The organism is Algibacter sp. (assembly GCF_039977455.1).
GTDB lineage: Bacteria > Bacteroidota > Bacteroidia > Flavobacteriales > Flavobacteriaceae > Algibacter_B.
Map to the genome: position 1 here is coordinate 152,403 of NZ_JBDWDG010000029.1, position 20,320 is coordinate 172,722.

Sequence of the window (20,320 nt, forward strand, 5' to 3'; positions counted from 1 at the left end):
TTGAAATGACAGTCATTAATTAACAAGAGTTTAAGTATTCTGTAATAGGATTTGCATGTAAAAACCAATAATTAATTTCCAATAAACTAAGGGTAAATAAAACATCAATTTATAGAGCCTAAACTCTACCTAAATAAAAAGCCTTATCAAAATTTTGACAAGGCTTTTTATAAAGACGGGAATAGACTTCGTCGGGTCCCCGTTTTAATATGTTTATAAAGTCAATCCTAATCCTTGGATTACTTTTTTGTTTTAAAAATAAATATGAATGCGAGATTGCAGTACATTTTTAAATAAAAAAAGCCTTATCTAATAAAAGATAAGGCTTTAGTACTGAAGACGGGACTTGAACCCGTACGTCCTAATGGACATTGGATTTTAAGTCCAACGTGTCTACCAATTCCACCACTTCAGCATTGGTATATTTTATGAAAGTTTCAGAGCGAAAGACGGGATTTGAACCCGCGACCCCCACCTTGGCAAGGTGATGCTCTACCCCTGAGCTACTTTCGCAGTCATTTTAATGAACGTGCAATATTGCTATTGCGGTTGCAAATTTAAAATAATTCTAGGAATACCAAAGCCTTTTGCAAAAATAAATTAAAAAAATTTTAAGCCTGCTTTTTTTTGATCAACATTCGCTTAATTTCATTCAATTTCATAAGCGCTTCTACGGGCGTAAGTGTATCAATATCAATGTGTAATATTTCTTCTTTTATGTTTTCTAACAAAGGGTCGTCCAAATTAAAAAAACTAAGTTGCATGTCATCATTTATCGTTTTTACCTTATCGGTAAGCTCTTCACTTGAATGTGACTGCTCTAATTTCTTCAAAATCTTGTTAGCACGATGCAAAACTTGCTGTGGCATACCTGCCATTTTTGCCACATGGATACCAAAACTATGCGCACTTCCCCCTTCAACCAATTTTCTTAAAAACAATACATTGTCCTTTAACTCTTTTACCGACACATTAAAGTTTTTTATGCGCTCAAAAGTTTCACTCATTTCATTAAGCTCATGATAGTGCGTTGCAAACAATGTTTTTGGTTTTGCAGGATGCTCATGTAAATATTCGCTAATAGCCCATGCAATAGAAATCCCATCATAAGTACTCGTTCCACGACCAATTTCATCAAGTAACACCAAACTTCTATCGGAGATGTTATTAAGGATAGACGCTGTTTCATTCATTTCTACCATAAACGTAGACTCACCCATCGATATATTATCGCTTGCACCAACTCTAGTAAAAATTTTATCCACCAATCCTATTCTTGCTTCTTTAGCAGGCACAAAACTACCTATTTGAGCCAACAACACGATTAAGGCGGTTTGACGCAGTATGGCCGATTTACCAGACATATTCGGACCCGTAATCATAATAATTTGCTGCCCGGTTCTATCCAAAAACACATCATTAGCAATGTAAGGTTCTCCTATTGGCAATTGCTTTTCAATAACTGGATGGCGACCGTCTTTAATTTCTAAATCGAAAGAATTATCGAGCGCTGGGTAAATGTAATTATTATCCTTTGCTAATTGTGCAAACCCACACAAACAATCTATTTTCCCTATTAAAAAGGCATTTTGCTGTACAGGTTTTATATATTGATTTAACCATGTTACTAATTTAGCAAACAACTCCTGTTCTATGGCTTGTATTCTATCTTCGGCACCTAATATTTTGGCTTCGTATTCTTTAAGTTCTTCGGTAATGTAACGCTCTGCATTGACTAAAGTCTGCTTACGTATCCATTCTTCAGGAACTTTATCTTTATGGGTGTTTCTTACTTCTATATAATATCCAAAAACGTTATTGGATGCTATTTTAAGCGATGTAATACCGGTACGCTCACTTTCGCGCTCCAACATACTATCTAAATAGTCTTTTCCAGATTTCGACAAGCCTCTTAACTCATCTAATTCAGCAGAAAAACCAGGTGCAATACTATTACCTTTTAAAACATTTACAGGCGCATCCTCATTAACTGTTTCCTTTATTTTTTCGCGCAATACTTGACAACTTTGTAATGTATCGCCAATAATTTTTAAAGACTCATTATCGCAACTGGAAGCCAATTCTTTAATAGGTACAATAGCTTCTAAGGAGTTTTTAAGCTGAATAACCTCTCGCGGATTCACCTTACCAGTGGCTGTTTTAGAAATTAAACGTTCTAAATCGCCAATTTGCTTAATATGATTTTGAATGTTTTGAAGCACAGCCTCCTCTTTAGTTAAAAAACTAACCACCTCATGGCGCTGTTTTATTTTTTCAACATTTTTTAAAGGAAGCGCCAACCAACGTTTTAACAACCTTCCTCCCATGGGCGAAATGGTTTTATCAATAACATTTAAAAGCGTTACCGCATTGTTGTTTGTGGAGTTATAAAGTTCTAAATTTCTTATTGTGAATCTGTCCATCCACACATAATCATCTTCAGCAATTCTAGAAACGGAAGTGATATGTTGTAATTTATGATGCTGGGTTTCACCTAAATAATGCAGTATGGAACCCGAAGCTATAATACCTTCGTATAAATCTTCTATACCAAATCCTTTTAAGGTTTTTGTATCGAAGTGTTTGGTTAATGTCTCATAGGCATAATCGGTTTGATACACCCAATCTTCTAAATAAAAGGTATGAAAATCTTCTCCAAAAGTCTTATTAAATAAGCTCCGCTTTTGTTTAGACACTAAAACCTCGCTTGGACCAAAATTCTGAAGCAACTTATCAATATATTCTGCATTACCCTGCGATGTTAAAAACTCGCCCGTAGAAATATCTAAAAAGGATATCCCTATATATTTTTTATCGAAATACACCGAACATAAAAAGTTGTTCGACTTAGACACTAAAACCTCATCGTTTAAAGCAACTCCAGGCGTTACCAATTCTGTTACACCACGCTTTACAATGTTTTTGGTTTGCTTTGGGTCTTCTAACTGATCGCAAATAGCAACACGCTCACCAGCTTTTACTAATTTTGGTAAATAGGTATTTAACGAGTGGTGCGGAAACCCTGCCAATTCAATTTCGCTTTCACTACCTGCGCCACGTTTGGTTAAAATAATGCCTAAAATGCCAGCAGTTTTTACAGCATCGCTACCAAAGGTTTCGTAAAAATCGCCCACACGAAACAACAATAAAGCATCGGGATACTTTGCTTTTATAGCATTATATTGTTTCATTAACGGTGTTACTTTTTTTGCTTTTTTCATTTAACCTTTTTTCATTCTCATGAAGATGATAATCTCATCGAGAAAGTGATTTATAAGTGTTATTTTTACCAAAATTGTAGCTTGCAATGTACCATTAATTTCATGTTTTTTAAGGTTGATTCCTTAGAAGTTATCTACAATTGGAACGAGATTTCAACAAATAAAGGATTCCGTCTTCGCGGAAAAGAAAAAAAATATTATTAATGCGAAAACTTAAAAATAGCGAATTAGATAGATTAAGCGTTGATGCTTTTAAAGACGCCAAAAAAACACCATTAATTATTGTATTGGATAACATTAGAAGCTTAAATAATATTGGTTCGGTTTTTAGAACTAGTGATGCTTTTTTAATCGAAAAAATTTACCTCTGTGGCATAACTGCTAAGCCGCCGCATAAAGATATCCATAAAACAGCATTAGGAAGCACAGATACTGTGGATTGGGAATATGCTGAAAACACCTTAGATATAGTTGAAAAACTACAAGCCGACAACATTAAGGTATGCGCCATAGAGCAAGCTGAAAACGCCATTATGCTTAACAATTTTAAAACCGAAGCCAATACCAAATACGCTTTAGTTTTTGGTAACGAGGTAAAAGGCGTAGCTCAAAATGTTGTAAATACAAGTGATTTTGTAATTGAAATCCCCCAATTTGGCACAAAACACTCTTTAAACATTTCGGTAAGCTGTGGTGTAGTTACTTGGGACTTATTTAGTAAATTACAGCTATAGGTTATTAATAGATTCTTAATCTGCACCCATGCCAAAAAAAGCAAAAACACCATGGCCCACTAAAGATGCTATGAGTCAGATTTATGAGCAAAACCTTTGGGGAGGCGAAACGTCCGAATTTTATTCAGGATTCGGCTCCCACGATCCTAATATTATAACACCGTATTTAAACGCTATAATCGGTTTTTTAAAAACTCACAATACGCCTTTAGTGGTGTGCGATTTAGGCTGTGGCGATTTCAATATTGGCAAACATATTTTGCCACACACTAAAAAATATAAGGGTATTGATATTGTTGAAAGCCTTATTAACAGAAACCAAAACACCTTTAAAGCAGAGCATCTAGAATTTGTTTGTTTAGATATTTGCAAAGCCGAACTTCCGGAAGCAGATTGCATTATTCTTAGGCAAGTATTACAGCATTTATCTACCGCCGAAATTTTGGAGGTCGTCCAGAAAATCACCAAATACAAATACGTTATCCTTACCGAGCATGTACCCAATGGCGAATTCACCCCTAATAAAGATATTATTTCTGGTCAAGGCATTCGCATCAAAAAAAATAGCGGTGTAAACCTTCTAGAAGCGCCTTTTTTCTTAACCATTAAAGACCAAAAAATTATTGACGATTATATTTTAGAACACAATAAAGGACAAATCCTAACAACCTTATACACATTATTTTAAAGACTACACACGCCTAAAACAAGCCTTTTAAAGTGTTTTAAAATAGCAATTCAATAAATAAAAAACGGCGTTCTTAACAAGCTACTAAAAGAACACAGTAAAAAATTCCAAATAGATAATACTTAAAAAACAGAGCCCTAATTGAATAATTCTTGCAATTATTTTACCTAAATTGTTTCAGAAATTATTAATATTTATTTTATGGCTAATAAAAATCCAGAAGCAGAACGGTTAGAAGTTGATGACAATTACAGAAACTGGAAAAAATGGGGTCCATATTTGGCAGAAAGGCAATGGGGAACGGTACGCGAAGATTATAGCGACCATGGCGAATCATGGGAGTTTATAGACCACGACAAAGCTAGAAGTAACGCCTACCGCTGGGGAGAAGAAGGCATTGGTGGTTTTTGCGATTCGAGAGAAATTTTATGTTTAGCACCAGCCTTTTGGAACGGAAACGACAACATTTTAAAAGAGCGTTTATTCGGGCTTACCAATAACCAAGGTAACCACGGTGAAGATGTTAAAGAACTTTATTTCCACCAGGTATCTACACCAACACACACCTACAATAAATACCTATATAAATATCCGCATAGCAAATTTCCGTATTCGGACTTGGTAAACGTTAATGCATCACGAGGCAGACACGAAGACGAATACGAACTTTTAGATACCGGTTGCTTTAAAAACAATGCCTATTTTGATTGTTTTATAGAATATGCCAAAGCTGGTGTCGATGATATTTTAATGAAAGTAACGGTAGTTAACCGAGGTGATAAAGCGGCCGAAATTCATGTGTTACCACACTTTTGGTTCCGGAATTTCTGGAAACACAATATAAAGCACGAACGCCCAACCATAAAATCGACCAACAACTTCGCAGCACAATCTAGTAGCCCGCGAAATGGCGACTACTATTTTTATAACGAAGGTGGCGAGCAGTTATTTTGCGATAACGAAACCAATAACAAACGCATTTACAATATAAAAAACGATGTGCCCTATGTTAAAGATGGTATTCACGAGCATGTTGTAAACAGCAAAAAAACGGTCAACCCTAAAAAAACGGGATCTAAAATGGCTGTTTGGCATACATTTAATTTAAAAGCCGGCGAAGAAAAAAGCGTAAAAGTAAGACTCAGCAAAGACCCTTTAAATGATCCTTGGTCAGATTTCGATGCTATTTTTAACCAACGTATACAAGAGTGCGAAGATTTTTATAGCGACATTATACAAAAGGATTTACCAGAACAAAGACAGGAACTAGCAAGAAAAGCATTTTCTGGCTTGTTATGGACCAAGCAATTTTACTATTTCGATGTTTTTAAATGGTTATTTGGTGGCCCAGGAGAAGGCAAACCACAACGTACCAACATGCGAAATTTTAGCTGGCAACACCTTACCAACCGCCATATTATTTCCATGCCCGATAAATGGGAATACCCTTGGTATGCCGCCTGGGATTTAGCATTTCATATGGCATCGTTTGTAGAAATAGACCCGTATTTTGCAAAACAGCAGTTACTATTGTTTTTAGAAGAAAGCTATATGCATCCTAACGGACAGATTCCGGCTTACGAGTGGAATTTTAGCGATGTAAACCCACCGGTACACTCGTATGCCGTATGGAAAGTTTACGAAAAAGATAAAGCAAAAACAGGTAAAGGCGATAGGCAGTTTTTAGAAAAAGCCTTCCAAAAACTTCAAATAAATTACACCTGGTGGGTAAACCAAAAAGATAAAAGCGGCACCAACCTTTTTGAAGGTGGCTTTTTAGGACTAGATAACATTGGGGTTTTCGATAGAAACCACATGCCCGAAGGTATAACCCGTATGCAACAAGCCGATGCCACCAGTTGGATGGCCATGTTTTCTATTAATATGTTACGCATATCCTTAGAACTTGCCGAAACCAATAAAGTGTACGAGGAAGCGGCAGCAAACTTTTTTAGACACTTTTTAAATATCGCTTGGGCCATGCACCATATTGGTAAAAAGGATATTTCGCTTTGGGACGACCATGATAATTTCTATTACGATGTTGTGGAAATGGATAATGGCAGCACCGATCGTTTACGCGTACGCTCCTTAGTAGGAGTTATACCTATGTTTGCCGTAGAAATTATTCATAAAGATTTATTCGAAGATTTAAAAGAATTTAGATTTCGTGCCAACCGTATTATTAAAACCAGACCCGATTTAGCCTCTTTAATTTCTAATTTAGAAAAAACCAATGAAGATGGTAATTTTATGTTCTCCATAATGCGCGGGTTTAGGTTAGAGCATTTGTTAAAACGCTTGTTGGACGAAGACGAATTTTTATCAGATTATGGTATCCGATCGCTTTCAAAATACCATGAAAAATACCCCTTTGTATTTCAGCATCATGGGCGTCATCAAATACAGTATGAATCTGGCGAGAGTCGCTCCAACATGTTTGGAGGTAACTCCAATTGGCGCGGACCTATTTGGATGCCATTAAATTATATGATTATTCAATCGTTACGAAAATACTATACCTTTTATGGCGACGAGTACCAATACGAATTCCCTACAGGCTCTGGCAACAAGCTAAATTTAAAGCAAATTGCAAACGAGCTAACCAAAAGGCTTATTAAACTTTTTGAACCCAATGAAGATGGTAAATTCCCGTACCACTCTGAGGATGCCGACCAAGTATTTACAAAAGACGAACATTTTAAAAACGAACACTTTTTCTATGAGTTTTTTGATGGCGATAGCGGTAAAGGCCTTGGCGCCTCACACCAAACCGGATGGACCTCACTTATTGCTAATTTAGTAATGGAAATGGACGAGGATTAAAACTTTATAGCTTATAACAAAATCCCTTATCGGAAGGTCTTTATAAACGGATTTTCCTGTAAGGGATTTTTTTGTTTTTTGTAGGAGGAATTGGTTATATTTACGAGGTAACAAGAGCAAAAAACTTGCTTTATCCTGATATATTTTCAGGATATGAGTAATAAAAGTTATTATTTAACGAGTTACCTGCAAGCACAAAAACGAGACCTGAGCTAAAAATCAATTACAATAAATGGAAAACATAGGAGCTAAATTTTTACGAGCTGATTTACACATTCATTCATTTGGTGAGTTTGGTTCATTTGATGTTAATGATACATTAATGACTCCAATTGCAATAGTTGATACCGCAATTGAAAAAAAACTTAGTATAATTAGTATAACTGACCATAATGAAATTCATAATTCTCATACTGCAATAGAATACGCTAAAGGGAAAGATATTCTTGTTTTACCAGGTGTTGAATTAAGTACAACTCAAGGGCATTTATTAGTTTATTTTGAATCTTATAAAAACTTGAGAGATTTTTTCGGAAACTTAACTATAACTGAAGATAAAAAGATTTGCAATCAAGGAATTGTTGAATGCTTAAATTTAGCAAAAAACTATAACGGATTTGGAATCCTTGCGCATATAGAATTATCATCTGGATTTGAAAAAACAATTGGGCGATTTGGACCACCTATTGAAGAAATTTTAAAGCACGAAAATTTGTATGGTTTAGAGATTAGTTCAAGAACAAGTCTAAATTTCTATACTGATTTAGATGACAGTCCAGACAGGAAAAGACTCTTAAAACTGCGAAGAGAACACTTAGAATATGATGATAGTTATACACTTCCTAAATTAATGTCTTCTGATGCACATACATTAGACAAGCTGGGAACAAATGCAGAAGGCGAAACTAAATTAACAAGATTTAAAGTTGATGATTTAAATTATCATTCGATAAAGATTGCTTTACTAACTCACGAATCAAGAATAAGATTAGAAAATGAAGTACCCGAAATGCGTCCTATTATTCAAAGTATTGAAATTGAAGGTGGATTGCTAGATAGTATTAATGTAAAACTTAGCAATAACCTTACTTGCATTATTGGTAGTAGAGGTGCTGGAAAATCGACATTATTAGAAATAATTCGAGAGACATCAGGTAATAAATCTAAATCTACTGTTGTTGACTCAGATGTTTGGCCTCAAAAAATTAAATTAAAATATATTGATGAAGCTAATCAAATAATTGATTTTACAAGAGAGAAAAACAGTGAGTTGCAAAATATCACAGACCCAATAAATGGAATTTCAAAAGTAGATATAGAAACTTATGGTCAAGGAGAAACAGCTGACACAATTCAGCATAGTGACGAAAATCCTAAAGTTTTAATTAACTTCTTAGATGGCTTCTTAAAACTTGGAACTAAGAATTTAGAGGATATCGAATTAATTTCCTTGTTACTTGAAAATCAAAGTGAATCAAAAAAATTAAGAATAGGGTTATTAAGTTTTAAAGAAACCGAAAAGGCACTAAAAAATGAACAGAAAAAATTAGAAAAACTGCAAAAAGAAAAAGCAGGTGAATTAGTCAAATATCAAAATGCTTTAATCAAAGAGCGAGGTATAAGAAGTGAGTTAATAGATAGCTTAAAACAACTTATCAAAAATTACAAAGAAATTTTGAGTGATGACGATACCTTTACCAATTTTGAAGCATTGGTTGATACAGATATTATTGTAGGAAAAGACTATTTCAAAAAAGTTAAAGAGATTGTTTCAGATTTTTCAAAGGTTGTCAAAGCGAAGTCAAGTGAATTAAATGCAGAACTATCCACCAAAATAGCAGAGCTTAATGAACAACTTAATAATTGGAAAGCAAAAGAGAAATCAATTCAAGATAAAATCGATACTAAAAAAATTGAATTAGAAAAACAAGGTATTCCGTTTGACTTAGGTAAAATAAATCGAATATCTAAGGACATTGTAGATTATCAAAAAATAATAGCCAAACTGAATTTAGACAAGAAAAAACTAAAAGAGTTGGCTACTGAAAGAGAAACCTTATTAGCTAAAAGAATTCAGTTAAAAGATGATGTATACACAGAACGGAACAAGTTTGCTAAAAAGGCAAATGCAGATTTGAAAAACACAATTGATGGTTTCTTTATTTCAATAAAATATAAGAAAGGAAAGTTCTCTCCTGATTTTGATGCTTTGTTGAGGTCTAAAATGGATTGGAGAAATTTGAAAAAATCCAAAGTGATTTCAGAAAACCTCTCTCCTTTCGATTTTGTAGATGCTTGTAAAAATGGTAATAAAGACATTTTAACAGCAATTTATGATAGTGAAGGGAATCAATTACTCTCCGATATAGAGGCAACTAGTATAATTGACAAAACAATAAAGGAAAACAATTTTGAGGAATATGAAGCTCTTCATTTTGAAGACTTTCCTTCGATTATTGTAACGAAATCTATAAAAGAGGAAAGTGGTGACATAAAGTATTACAGTAAACCAATTTCCCAATTATCTTTAGGTCAACAACATTCTGTTCTATTAGGTATTCTTATGCTTTCTGATAGCAACAAACCATTAATTATTGACCAGCCAGAAGACAATTTAGATAGTGAATTCATTTACAAAACAATAGTCAAAAATTTAAGGAAAATTAAAGAGCAAAGGCAGGTTATTATAGTCACGCATAATGCAAATATTGCTGTATTGGGTGATGCAGAATTAATAATTCCATTGAAAAGCACTAGCATAAAATCTCACGTTTTAAGTTCTGGTTCAATAGACAGACAAGAAACTAGAGAAATTTGTTGCGAAATACTAGAAGGTGGAAAAAGAGCATTTGTTCAAAGACAAGATATTTACGGAATAAAATAAAGCCAGCAGGTAAAAATGTATATAAAAAAACAGGCGGAACAGCACTAAATTCAAAGGTTTTGGCTCTTATCAGAGTTCGTGCTTAACCGAAATTTTGGTGTTTCATAATCGCCTACTTTTCATATACTAACCGTAATCCACATCAAAAACAATTTCACCTTTCACCGAACCCCAACAAAATGATCATAGACCAAGAACAAATATTTAAAGACGTGCTTTCTAAACTAGAAGGCACAATTAACGAACAACGTTTTTTTAATACGTTCTTGGAGTTGTATCCTGAGGTTTGGAAAAAGCAAAAAATTATGTTTTCAAAATTTAATAAAAGTAAAAAGTTCGGGCAAACCATTCCGTTAGCAAAACCTGAGATTTCTTTACGAAAAGACATTAGGATCTGGTTACAAAAAAATCAAAAGAAGTCTTGATTTTAATTAGGTTTACAAAGCCTTTTAAGTGGTTTCAATTATAAACCACCTCAACCACTTTCCGTTTTTTATGCAACCTAAAATCTTTAAAGCTATCATTAATATCGAGCTTAATAATATTAGAATGCTCACTAATAGCGATTAAAAATTCATTGGTAATTTTAACCGTTTTTATCTGTTTTGTGGTTTCAGATAACAAACAAATCACTTTACTATGATGCCCTTGCTGTTTTAGGCTTAAAACCTGCGGTATAAGTATGTCGCCATCAATTTCCCAAATGGTTGTTTTATTTAGATAGGTGCTAAAATCTGCTTTAGTAACCTCAGCATTTTTAGACGGGTTTATTTTTAGGTAATTATCCATATCGAAATCTATTTCTAGCATTAAAACATGCCCTCTTTCAATAACATTAAAGGTTGCCGAAACAGAATCGTGAGCCACCATACCCGTATTACTAGAATTAAAAAACGCGATACATATTAGTATTAAAAATCTCATTTTACAACAATTTTAAGGGTTCCTAATACGCTGCCACTTTTTACAATACGCAACACATACACACCCGAGCTTTTTATGTTTTTAAACTCTAAAACGCCAGTACCCGATGTTTCACTAACGTTTTGCCCTGACATAGAAAACAACTCTGCCTTATAACTTTCTAAATGCGTCGATATTACCGAAAAGCTCCCGTTATTGGGATTGGAGTTTACGTAATACCCGAGATCTTCTAAATCGACATCGTGCGTGCTTAAATTAGCGCCACAACTCTCATCAAAAGATGTTTCAGGATTATCGGTAGCAAAAGGGTTTATATTGGGGTTGGTATCATCGCAATCGTAAGCGGTTACAAATCCATCACCATCGGCATCGGTATCATTTAAACCACCTGCCGAACTTATAAAGCTGTCGTTAAAATTCCCTTTCATACATCTTGAAATTTGAGGAAAATCTTGAGTTACCACATAGTAATATTCAAAGGTTTCTTGGCCTTGCGCTGTGGTTAAGGTTACCGAAGCTTCAATACCATTACAATCGTCTAAATCGCCTTTACCAGCAATGTACTCGAAATCGTTGGTATATTTCCCCGAATACGGTCCGCAAGGTGCAGAAACGCCATCTCCAGGACGTAAACCGCTTTTTAATTGAAAGCTAGGAAACAGTTCTTTAACGTTGCCATCTTTATCGGGCCCGAATCGATATAGAATAGGAAATCCATCGGACGCCCAACCTACTTGTAACACCTCTTGAGGTACGGTTTGGGTTGTTGAAATACCAGATGCTAGCTCCTCGACATATTCAAACATATTACCATGATAATGATAGCCCGAATTAGGATTTACGTGTGCCGAGGCACAATCTAGACCTACAAAATCTCTTCCATCGCCAATATTTGTTGTGGGCTCGAACACCCAATCCCAGTTGTATTCCCCAGTATTTTTATCTTCAAAAATAAATGGTGTTGCTGGTGCAGGCATCATATAAACGCCATTAAGGCTGATACCAAAATAGTTTACAGGCCTACCATTAGTTCTAGAAATACTGGTTGTAGTCCCTGATAATTCCGGATTTAAATCAAATTTATAAAGTCGGTAATACGGTTCTGGCGTTCTGTCTTCAACAAAACAAAAATTATGATTTGGGTAATTATTAGAGTACACCACACGCTGATTGCCTTCTAAAAACTCGTAATAAACACTTGGGTTTATTGGTGTACCGCAACAATCAATAGTATCGTAAGTTAACACATCGGTATCGCCACAGGTGTTATTACAATCGTCAATAGTAGTTTCGGTACCGTTTTGTATACCATCATTACAAGACCAATCAGTTCTTATAACTTGGGCTTCTTGTTGCAGCATGCTTTTAATGGTTTCCTGCTCGGTAGTTAGGTTTCCAATTAAATTGGTTTCTTCCATAATGTCATCAACAATATTGTAGAATTCCTGGTTACCATTTTCATCTTCAATAAGCTTATACGTCGCTGTTCTTGTGGCCCAAGATTCGGTATTATTACTTTCGAAATCGGTATAATTTATAGGTCTTGCTATTTGATTTGCAAAAGATAAAGCAGGTTTAAGACTCAGGCTATTTTCGGTACCGCCAAGTAATTGCACGCCTGCCAATTCTAAGATGGTAGCGTGTAAATCGGTAGCTTGGGTTAACCCCGCTTCAACTTCATTAACACGTGCTACAGATTTCCCTGTAATAATCATAGGAACACGAACACCGCCTTCGTACAACGATGCTTTGGCGTGTCCGTTTGGCCAATAGGTATTAGCGCGTCCTGGAGTGCCGTTATCGCCAATAAAAATAATGACTGTATTTTCTAGCGTTTCGGCATCCATACTTTTAATTAATCTATCGATCTCGTAGTCTAAATTTTCGATCATGGATAAATACGTACTTCTATCGTCTGTAGGTGTTGTGGTAAACGTTCCTTCGGGTGGTGTTTGAAAAGGCACATGAGGCGCCACGTGTGACAGCCATAAAAACCAAGGTTTTGTTTGATTGTCAACCCACGAAATGGCGCTATTGGTTAAATGCGTAGTGGCGTATTCGGTAATTTGCTCTTCGTTACCTTGGGCGTTTAATTTTGTCCAATCGTAATAATCGTCTACTTGAGCCGTAAAAATACCTTCGTAATAAGGCACACCAGAATCTGCTGGATGACCATAATTACTACTGCTATTACCACCAATGTGCCATTTACCTATAACAGCCATACTATAATCGGTAGTGCTTTGTTCTTTTATTTTAGTAAACAACGAAGTGTGACTTGTTTCTAGCACTAAAGGCGGTCTCATAACGCCTGTTTTTATGCCAAATTTACCACTCATAACTGCGGCTCGTGTTGGCGAACATTGTGGCGCTGCCCAACAATTGGTAAACGAAAGGCCTTGTTCTCGAAAGCCATCTATGGTTGGTGTTACCGGCAGACCCTCTTCTATTCCAAATCCTGAAACAGCGTCGATACCTAAATCATCGGCTATAATTAATAATATATTTGGAGATTGCTGTTGCCCTGATAGTATGGATGTAAAAAACAATATTGAGAACAGCGTTTTAAATAGTTTCATACTAATTATAGGTTTTCTGTGGAAGGTCAAAGCGTTATTTCATTTAGCGCTTTTAGAATCATTAGACCCTATGAACTAGTAAAAGTTTAATTGAACCTGAAAAACATATGAACACTACCGATATTTTATTCGGCAGAAATTTCATTTAATACCCACAAATAATCGGCACGATTGCCAACAAAATCCCTATTAGACACATCGATTATTTTTACATTAAAATCTTTTTGAGTCTTTAAAAACTCCAGATACCCAGCGTTTATTTTCTCTAAATACTCAATGGCTATATTTTGCTCGTAATCGCGACCTCGTTTTTTTATGTTTTCCTGTAAACGCTCGGTGTTTTGGTATAAGTAAATGTATAATTCGGGTTTAGCAATATCTTTATACATTAAGTAAAACAACTTGCGGTATAAATTAAATTCATCATCATTTAAAGTAATTTTAGAAAATATAAGCGATTTAAATATATCGTAATCGCTCACGATAAAATCTTTAAACAAATCGAGTTGCGATAAGTCGTCGCTAATTTGCTGGTAACGATCTGCAAGAAATGACATTTCTAAAGTAAAGGCGTATCGGCTTGCATCTTCGTAAAACTTAGGTAAAAAGGGGTTATCGGCAAAACGCTCCAAAACTAAACGCGCGTTAAAATCGTGAGCCATTTTTGTAGCTAAACTTGTTTTTCCTGCCCCAATATTTCCCTCGATAGCAATGTAATTCAACTTCGAAAATTGGTGTTGCTTACTCGGGTTTTTTAACCAGATGTTTATAGGTTCTAAAACCGAATCATCGTCGCAGTTGTCCAACAAAACAGATACTTGCGTGTTGTTTACCGGATGCTTTAGTTTAGAAGCTATATCATTAAGCGGTAACAAAACAAACCTGCGTTTAGCCATTTCTGGATGCGGCACTTGCAAGGTTGCTGTGTTTATAATCTCGTTTTCGGCAAAAACAATATCTAAGTCTATAATTCTAGCTTCGTAGGTGTTTGCTTGCGTTCGAGTTCTTCCTAAATCATTTTCAATTTTTAATAGCAAATCTAAAACCTCTTGGGGTTGTAAATAGCTTTCTAGCACAAGACAGCAATTAAAAAAGTCATCACTTTCAAAGCCAAATGCAGGCGATTTGTAAATTTTAGAAATTAGTTTTACAGTACCAATACGCACGTAAATGGTATCGATAGCATCTTGTAAATTCTTAAATTTATCACCTTTATTGCTTCCTAAAGCAATATGGTATGTTTTGGGTTTTAACATAGGGCGGCAAATTAATAAAAAGTAAATGGTTTCCTTTATATTTACAGAGCCTATTTATTCACAATCATATATGACATTAAAAGACAAACTTGCCGCTCAACGTATATACCTGTTATTAGGAGCGCTTTTCATAACATCGTTGGTGGTTTCCAATCTTATTTTTCAAAAGTTTTTTTACTGGTACCCCTTCGATTTTGAAATTTTTGGCAATAAGCTTTTTGAAATTTCGGTGGGCATACTACCCTATCCACTTACATTTTTAATTACCGATTTAATAAGTGAAATTTATGGTAGAAAACGGGCTAACGATGTGGTTGTCATTGGTATTTTCGCTTCTTTATTTTCGCTTTTAATTATTTTTATGGCCGATGCGGTTCCTGCAACCCCTTGGTCTTACGTAAGCGATAAAACATTTACAACCGTTTTTGGAAACTCTATGATTGCCGTTTTTGCAAGTATGCTTACTTACCTGTTTGCTCAGTTTGTAGACATTCAAATTTACCACTTCTGGAAACGCTTAACCAAAGGCAAACACTTGTGGCTAAGAAATAATTTTTCCACTTGGTTTTCGCAGTTTCTAGACACCTTTACTATTGTATTTTTACTCTGTTCGTTTGGCATTATAGATTGGGCAAACTTTAAAGGTCTTTTAGTTAGTGGCTTTTTATTTAAAGTTATTGTAGCTGCCTGCGATACACCATTATTATATTTAGGTGTATACCTTTTTAGAAAACGTTTTAAGTTAATAGTAAACGAAGAGATTGATTTGTTGTAATACCGAATGCGTTAAAATTACTAGTGCTTAGGTTAAAATTATATTAAACTTTTAGTTTACTTAGACCTAAAATAATTCACTCTCGTATATTTATACAAATCCCGAATACAATGAAAAAAGCCTTAAAAATTATTGGCATCACTTTACTTATTACACTTGCACTTTTAATAGCCATTCCGTTTGCTTTTCAAGGAAAAATTAAAGACATCGTAAAACAAACTATTAATAATAACCTAAACGCAAATGTAGAGTTTAGCGATGTGTCTTTAAGCTTAATAAAAAGCTTTCCGCAGGCACACGTAAGCGTAAGCGATTTAGTAATAACAAACCTAGAGCCATTTAAAGACGAAACTTTTGCCTCCATTAAAGATATTTCGTTTACCATGTCTATTAAAGAAGTTTTTAAAACAGCTAGCGAAGAGCCTATAACCATAAATTCAATTTATATAGACGAGGCACTTTTAACACTAAAAACCGATAAATTAGGAAACAATAATTACGACATTACTAAGGAAGATACGACTAGCACACCAACAACCGAAACTACTTCTAGTAATTTTACCTTTAGTATTGATGACTACCAAATAAAAAACAGTGCTTTAACTTATATTGACGATATTTCTAAAACATTAATTCACGTTTCCGAGTTAAACCACGAAGGGCATGGTACGTTTTCTGCAGAAACCTCAGAGCTTGATACCTATAGTGAAGCCAATGTAAGTTTCACATTAGATAGTGCAAACTACCTAAGCAGTAATCCTGTAAAGTTAGACGCATTAATAGGTCTCGATTTAGTAAATAGCAAATACACCTTTAAAGAAAACAAAGGGTACATAAACGATTTACCTTTAGAGTTTCAAGGCTATGTACAACTTGTAGAAGCCGGACAAGATATCGACATTACTTTCGAAAACCCGGGTTCAGATTTTAAAAATTTCTTAGCCGTTATACCTAAAACATATTCTAAAGATATTGCCAATGTGCAAACTTCTGGCGATTTTAAAGTAAAAGGGATAATTAAGGGATTAAGTTCGGACACTACAATACCTAAATTAGATATTAGTATAACATCCAACAATGCGTCTTTTAAATATCCTGACTTGCCAAAAAGTGTGGAAAATATTGTTATAAACACCGAAATAAAAAACACCACAGGAAACGTAGATGACACGTACATCGATATTAAAACTTTAAACTTTAAAATTGATGACGATGTATTCAAATCTTCGGCAACCATAAAAAACATCACTAAAAATATGTTAGTAAACGCCTATTTAGATGGCACTTTAAATCTTGCTAACATAACAAAAGCGTATCCTATAGAATTAGACAATACCCTTACCGGTATATTAAAAGCAAAACTTAATACAGCATTCGATATGGATGCCATAGAAACCAATGCCTATACGCGCATAAAAAACAATGGTTCGGCAAGCATTTCTAATTTTGTGTTTTCTTCGGAAGATATTGTTAATCCTTTTCATATTTCAGATGCCAATTTAACTTTTAACCCAGAAACGGTTTCGTTAACTAATTTTAATGCCAAAACTGGCGGAAGCGATATTCAGGCCAATGGAAAAATATCTAACTTATTAGGGTTTTTACTAAGCGACAATACCTTAAAAGGTAACTTTAATGTAAACTCAACTACATTTAAAGTCAGTGATTTTATGACAGAAAGTGAAACCGCTCCAGCAGAAAACAAAACCACAAGTAACGCCGAATCTTTAAAAATCCCAGCGTTTTTAGATTGCACCATAAATGCCTATGCTAAAACCGTAGTTTACGATAATTTAAACCTTAAAAATGTTACTGGAACCCTTTATATAAAAGATCAACAAGCAAAACTAGAAAACCTAAAGTCTAGTATTTTTGATGGTGCATTGGCTGTTTCTGGCGCTATTTCAACCAAAGAAGACACCCCATCATTTAGCTTAAATTTAGGGGCAGACGGCTTTGATATTGCTCAATCTTTTAAAGATCTAGAATTACTTAAAAGCTTAGCACCTATTGCAAAAATTCTTCAAGGAAAATTAAACACAAATATTAACCTTTCTGGTAAATTAGATAAAGAATTCACCCCAGATTTAGGTACCGTATCTGGCGATGCACTTGCCGAATTACTCGCTACACGAATAGGCACCGACCAAAGCGAATTAATGAATAAACTAGAAGGCTCGCTAAGTTTTATCGACTTTAGCAAACTTGATTTAAATGATCTTAAAACCAAATTATCCTTTGCCAACGGAAAAGTTAGTGTAAATCCTTTCGGTTTTAAATACCAAGATATTGCCATTACCGTTTCGGGCTCGCATAGTTTCGACCAAACTATGAGCTATAGTGCCATTTTTAATGTACCAGCAAAATATTTAGGCAGTGACATTAATAGACTAATTGGCAAAATAAATGATACCGAAGTAAACAAATTAACCATACCTGTTACGGCAAATATTGGTGGTAGTTTTACAAGCCCTACCGTTAAAACTGATTTAACAAGCGGCATTTCAAACCTTACCAATCAACTTATACAAATCGAAAAACAAAAACTCCTTAACCAAGGCCAAGACAAAGTAAAAAGTCTAATTGGCGATGTTATAGGGAGCAACAAAACCGAAACCGATTCGGCAAAAACACAACAAAATAATACCATAAAAGATGTTTTAGGAGGTATTATTGGAGACAACAAAACCAGCGATACCACAAAAACAACTACCACAAAAACAAACACTCAAGAAACCGTTAAAAACGTACTTAGTGGCTTATTAAGTAAAAAGGAAAAAGATACCGTAAAATAATATTTGGAAGCTACTACAATCCTGAGCCCACCCTAAGGATTGAATATTACTAAAGTTGTCATTGCGAGAAATGAGCAATATGGTAATCCTTAACCTATTTTAATTAGCATAATTATAGTTAGTTGGCTTAAAAAAGGATGCCGTTTCCATCTGTATTACGAACTAATTGGCTAGTGCTACTATTAGTCTCTAGTCTATTTCGCGTCAGCAGTACATCAAACCTTTAAAGATTTTATTGTAAAATCACTAAAAAACTCTAAAAAACGGCTCATTTCAGCTTATTTTCAATCAATTTTCGCTCATTTTAAATAAAAACAGTGATTTTTTAGGTTATTCCAACTATTTAGTTATATTATAAATTAGGTTTAATCTTAAACAACCAAAATATTATATATGAGGCAATTAAAAATCACGAAACAAGTTACCAACAGAGCATCTAAATCGTTAGATAAATACCTTCAAGATATTAGTAAAATCCCTTTAATTACTGCCGACGAAGAAGTTGATTTAGCTCAACGCATTAAAAAAGGCGATCAAAAAGCATTAGATACACTAACAAAGGCTAACTTAAGATTTGTGGTTTCTGTTTCCAAACAATATCAAAATCAAGGCTTAACTCTTCCCGATTTAATTAACGAAGGAAATGCTGGTTTAGTTAAAGCTGCAAAACGTTTTGATGAAACTAGAGGATTTAAGTTTATATCCTATGCCGTTTGGTGGATTCGTCAATCTATACTATCGGCATTAGCAGAACAATCTCGAATAGTACGACTACCATTAAATAAAATTGGCTCCATTAGTAAAATAAATAAAGCCTATTCGCATTTAGAACAAACCCACGAAAGGCCACCTAGCGCACACGAAATTGCAAACACGTTAGAGTTAACGGTTAGCGATGTTAAGCAGTCTATGAAAATTTCTGGTCGCCACGTGTCAATGGATGCACCATTTAAAGAAGGTGAAACATCAAATTTATATGATGTAGTTGCAGGGCAAGAATCACCAAGTCCTGATGCTAAATTACTTAAAGACTCGCTAAACCTAGAAGTTAACCGTGTTTTAGATACACTTTCCGAAAAAGAAGCCGAAGTTATTCGTCATTATTTTGGAATAAGCGTTAAAAGCCCAAAAAGCTTACAAGAAATTGGTGATGCTTTTGGTTTAACTCGCGAACGTGTAAGACAGATACGCGAAAAAGGCATTCGTAAGCTGCGTCATAACTCAAAAAACAAAGTATTAAGAACCTATTTAGGGTAAACTAAAACAAAAGAGTTCAATTTATTAGGTTTTTATTTTTAAAAACCGCAAATTTGCATCCCATTTTGGATTTTCAGAAAAAGCACTAAAATAAAGGCATATGTTAAAAATAATAGTTAAAGATGGTGAAAACATCGAGAGAGCTTTAAAACGCTACAAAAGAAAGCACAGAAATATTAAAGTAATGCAGAACTTAAGAGAAGGACAATTTTTTACAAAACCTTCTGTAAAAAGACGTCGTGAAGTTCAAAAAGCAGCTTATATTCAAAATTTAAGAGACCAAGAAGATATTTAGTCTTTAGTTTCAAAATGATATAAAAATCCTCTTTACAATTGTAAAGAGGATTTTTTGTTTATTATATATCTATAGAACGTTGTAAA

13 protein-coding genes and 2 tRNA genes are annotated in these 20,320 nt (G+C 34.5%); 9 read left to right on the forward strand and 6 right to left on the reverse strand.

All coding sequences use genetic code 11. From position 1 onward, the window contains the following. Positions 1 to 331: 331 nt before the first annotated feature. The 3 genes from ABJM36_RS14170 to mutS all read right to left on the reverse strand — a co-directional run bounded on the left by ABJM36_RS14170 (position 332) and on the right by mutS (position 3,221). Positions 332 to 415 (reverse strand) — tRNA-Leu (locus ABJM36_RS14170). A 26-nt stretch (positions 416 to 441) separates the two neighbouring features. Further along, positions 442 to 513 (reverse strand) — tRNA-Gly (locus ABJM36_RS14175). Positions 514 to 611: 98 nt separating this feature from the next. Further along, complete coding sequence (gene mutS / locus ABJM36_RS14180) at positions 612 to 3,221, reverse strand: DNA mismatch repair protein MutS (RefSeq protein WP_348452156.1); 2,610 nt, start codon at positions 3,219 to 3,221, stop codon at positions 612 to 614. A 203-nt stretch (positions 3,222 to 3,424) separates the two neighbouring features. On the opposite strand from mutS, the gene ABJM36_RS14185 reads away from it, so the two are divergent. The 5 genes from ABJM36_RS14185 (at position 3,425) to ABJM36_RS14205 (ending at position 10,778) form a co-directional block, all read left to right on the forward strand. Beyond that, the gene (locus ABJM36_RS14185) at positions 3,425 to 3,955 is read left to right on the forward strand and encodes an RNA methyltransferase (protein WP_348452157.1); all 531 of its coding nucleotides are present in this window, start codon (positions 3,425 to 3,427) and stop codon (positions 3,953 to 3,955) included. 28 nt (positions 3,956 to 3,983) lie between these two features. After that, positions 3,984 to 4,643: a class I SAM-dependent methyltransferase gene (locus ABJM36_RS14190; protein WP_348452158.1), complete on the forward strand. Its 660-nt coding sequence runs from the start codon at positions 3,984 to 3,986 to the stop codon at positions 4,641 to 4,643. Positions 4,644 to 4,844: 201 nt separating this feature from the next. Continuing rightward, positions 4,845 to 7,469 carry a glucosidase gene (locus tag ABJM36_RS14195; protein WP_348452159.1) on the forward strand — a complete coding sequence of 875 codons (2,625 nt, stop codon included), beginning with the start codon at positions 4,845 to 4,847 and terminating at the stop codon, positions 7,467 to 7,469. A gap of 232 nt (positions 7,470 to 7,701) precedes the next feature. Further along, the gene (locus ABJM36_RS14200) at positions 7,702 to 10,353 is read left to right on the forward strand and encodes a TrlF family AAA-like ATPase (protein ID WP_348452160.1); all 2,652 of its coding nucleotides are present in this window, start codon (positions 7,702 to 7,704) and stop codon (positions 10,351 to 10,353) included. A gap of 179 nt (positions 10,354 to 10,532) precedes the next feature. Further along, positions 10,533 to 10,778: a hypothetical protein gene (locus ABJM36_RS14205; RefSeq protein ID WP_348452161.1), complete on the forward strand. Its 246-nt coding sequence runs from the start codon at positions 10,533 to 10,535 to the stop codon at positions 10,776 to 10,778. A gap of 34 nt (positions 10,779 to 10,812) precedes the next feature. Here ABJM36_RS14205 and ABJM36_RS14210 read toward each other — a convergent pair whose 3' ends face one another. The 3 genes from ABJM36_RS14210 to folK all read right to left on the reverse strand — a co-directional run bounded on the left by ABJM36_RS14210 (position 10,813) and on the right by folK (position 15,112). Next, the gene (locus ABJM36_RS14210) at positions 10,813 to 11,277 is read right to left on the reverse strand and encodes a DUF6702 family protein (protein WP_348452162.1); all 465 of its coding nucleotides are present in this window, start codon (positions 11,275 to 11,277) and stop codon (positions 10,813 to 10,815) included. Next, positions 11,274 to 13,856 (reverse strand): sulfatase-like hydrolase/transferase, encoded by a 2,583-nt coding sequence (locus ABJM36_RS14215; protein WP_348452163.1) that lies wholly within the window; start codon positions 13,854 to 13,856, stop codon positions 11,274 to 11,276. The genes ABJM36_RS14210 and ABJM36_RS14215 overlap by 4 nt, the downstream gene beginning before the upstream one ends. A 125-nt stretch (positions 13,857 to 13,981) precedes the next feature. Beyond that, a complete protein-coding gene (folK, locus tag ABJM36_RS14220; RefSeq protein ID WP_348452164.1) occupies positions 13,982 to 15,112 on the reverse strand; it encodes a 2-amino-4-hydroxy-6-hydroxymethyldihydropteridine diphosphokinase in 1,131 nt (376 codons plus the stop codon). Positions 15,113 to 15,182: 70 nt separating this feature from the next. Here folK and ABJM36_RS14225 point away from each other — a divergent pair, with 70 nt between their 5' ends. The 4 genes from ABJM36_RS14225 to rpsU all read left to right on the forward strand — a co-directional run bounded on the left by ABJM36_RS14225 (position 15,183) and on the right by rpsU (position 20,234). Beyond that, a complete protein-coding gene (locus tag ABJM36_RS14225) occupies positions 15,183 to 15,887 on the forward strand; it encodes a queuosine precursor transporter (protein WP_348452212.1) in 705 nt (234 codons plus the stop codon). A 110-nt stretch (positions 15,888 to 15,997) separates the two neighbouring features. Beyond that, positions 15,998 to 18,682, forward strand: coding sequence for an AsmA-like C-terminal region-containing protein (locus ABJM36_RS14230; protein WP_348452165.1), 2,685 nt, complete (start codon positions 15,998 to 16,000; stop codon positions 18,680 to 18,682). A gap of 393 nt (positions 18,683 to 19,075) precedes the next feature. After that, entirely contained in the window at positions 19,076 to 19,939 is an 864-nt protein-coding gene (locus ABJM36_RS14235; protein WP_348452166.1) for an RNA polymerase sigma factor RpoD/SigA, read from the forward strand. A gap of 100 nt (positions 19,940 to 20,039) precedes the next feature. After that, positions 20,040 to 20,234, forward strand: a complete 195-nt coding sequence (rpsU, locus tag ABJM36_RS14240; protein ID WP_147765495.1) for a 30S ribosomal protein S21 — start codon at positions 20,040 to 20,042, stop codon at positions 20,232 to 20,234. Positions 20,235 to 20,320: the final 86 nt, after the last annotated feature.

Coding starts and splice junctions, on each gene's coding strand:
- mutS (WP_348452156.1), bottom strand. CDS start 3,221: ATGAAAAAAGCAAAAAAAGTAACACCGTTAATGAAACAATATAATGCT.
- ABJM36_RS14185 (WP_348452157.1), top strand. CDS start 3,425: ATGCGAAAACTTAAAAATAGCGAATTAGATAGATTAAGCGTTGATGCT.
- ABJM36_RS14190 (WP_348452158.1), top strand. CDS start 3,984: ATGCCAAAAAAAGCAAAAACACCATGGCCCACTAAAGATGCTATGAGT.
- ABJM36_RS14195 (WP_348452159.1), top strand. CDS start 4,845: ATGGCTAATAAAAATCCAGAAGCAGAACGGTTAGAAGTTGATGACAAT.
- ABJM36_RS14200 (WP_348452160.1), top strand. CDS start 7,702: ATGGAAAACATAGGAGCTAAATTTTTACGAGCTGATTTACACATTCAT.
- ABJM36_RS14205 (WP_348452161.1), top strand. CDS start 10,533: ATGATCATAGACCAAGAACAAATATTTAAAGACGTGCTTTCTAAACTA.
- ABJM36_RS14210 (WP_348452162.1), bottom strand. CDS start 11,277: ATGAGATTTTTAATACTAATATGTATCGCGTTTTTTAATTCTAGTAAT.
- ABJM36_RS14215 (WP_348452163.1), bottom strand. CDS start 13,856: ATGAAACTATTTAAAACGCTGTTCTCAATATTGTTTTTTACATCCATA.
- folK (WP_348452164.1), bottom strand. CDS start 15,112: ATGTTAAAACCCAAAACATACCATATTGCTTTAGGAAGCAATAAAGGT.
- ABJM36_RS14225 (WP_348452212.1), top strand. CDS start 15,183: ATGACATTAAAAGACAAACTTGCCGCTCAACGTATATACCTGTTATTA.
- ABJM36_RS14230 (WP_348452165.1), top strand. CDS start 15,998: ATGAAAAAAGCCTTAAAAATTATTGGCATCACTTTACTTATTACACTT.
- ABJM36_RS14235 (WP_348452166.1), top strand. CDS start 19,076: ATGAGGCAATTAAAAATCACGAAACAAGTTACCAACAGAGCATCTAAA.
- rpsU (WP_147765495.1), top strand. CDS start 20,040: ATGTTAAAAATAATAGTTAAAGATGGTGAAAACATCGAGAGAGCTTTA.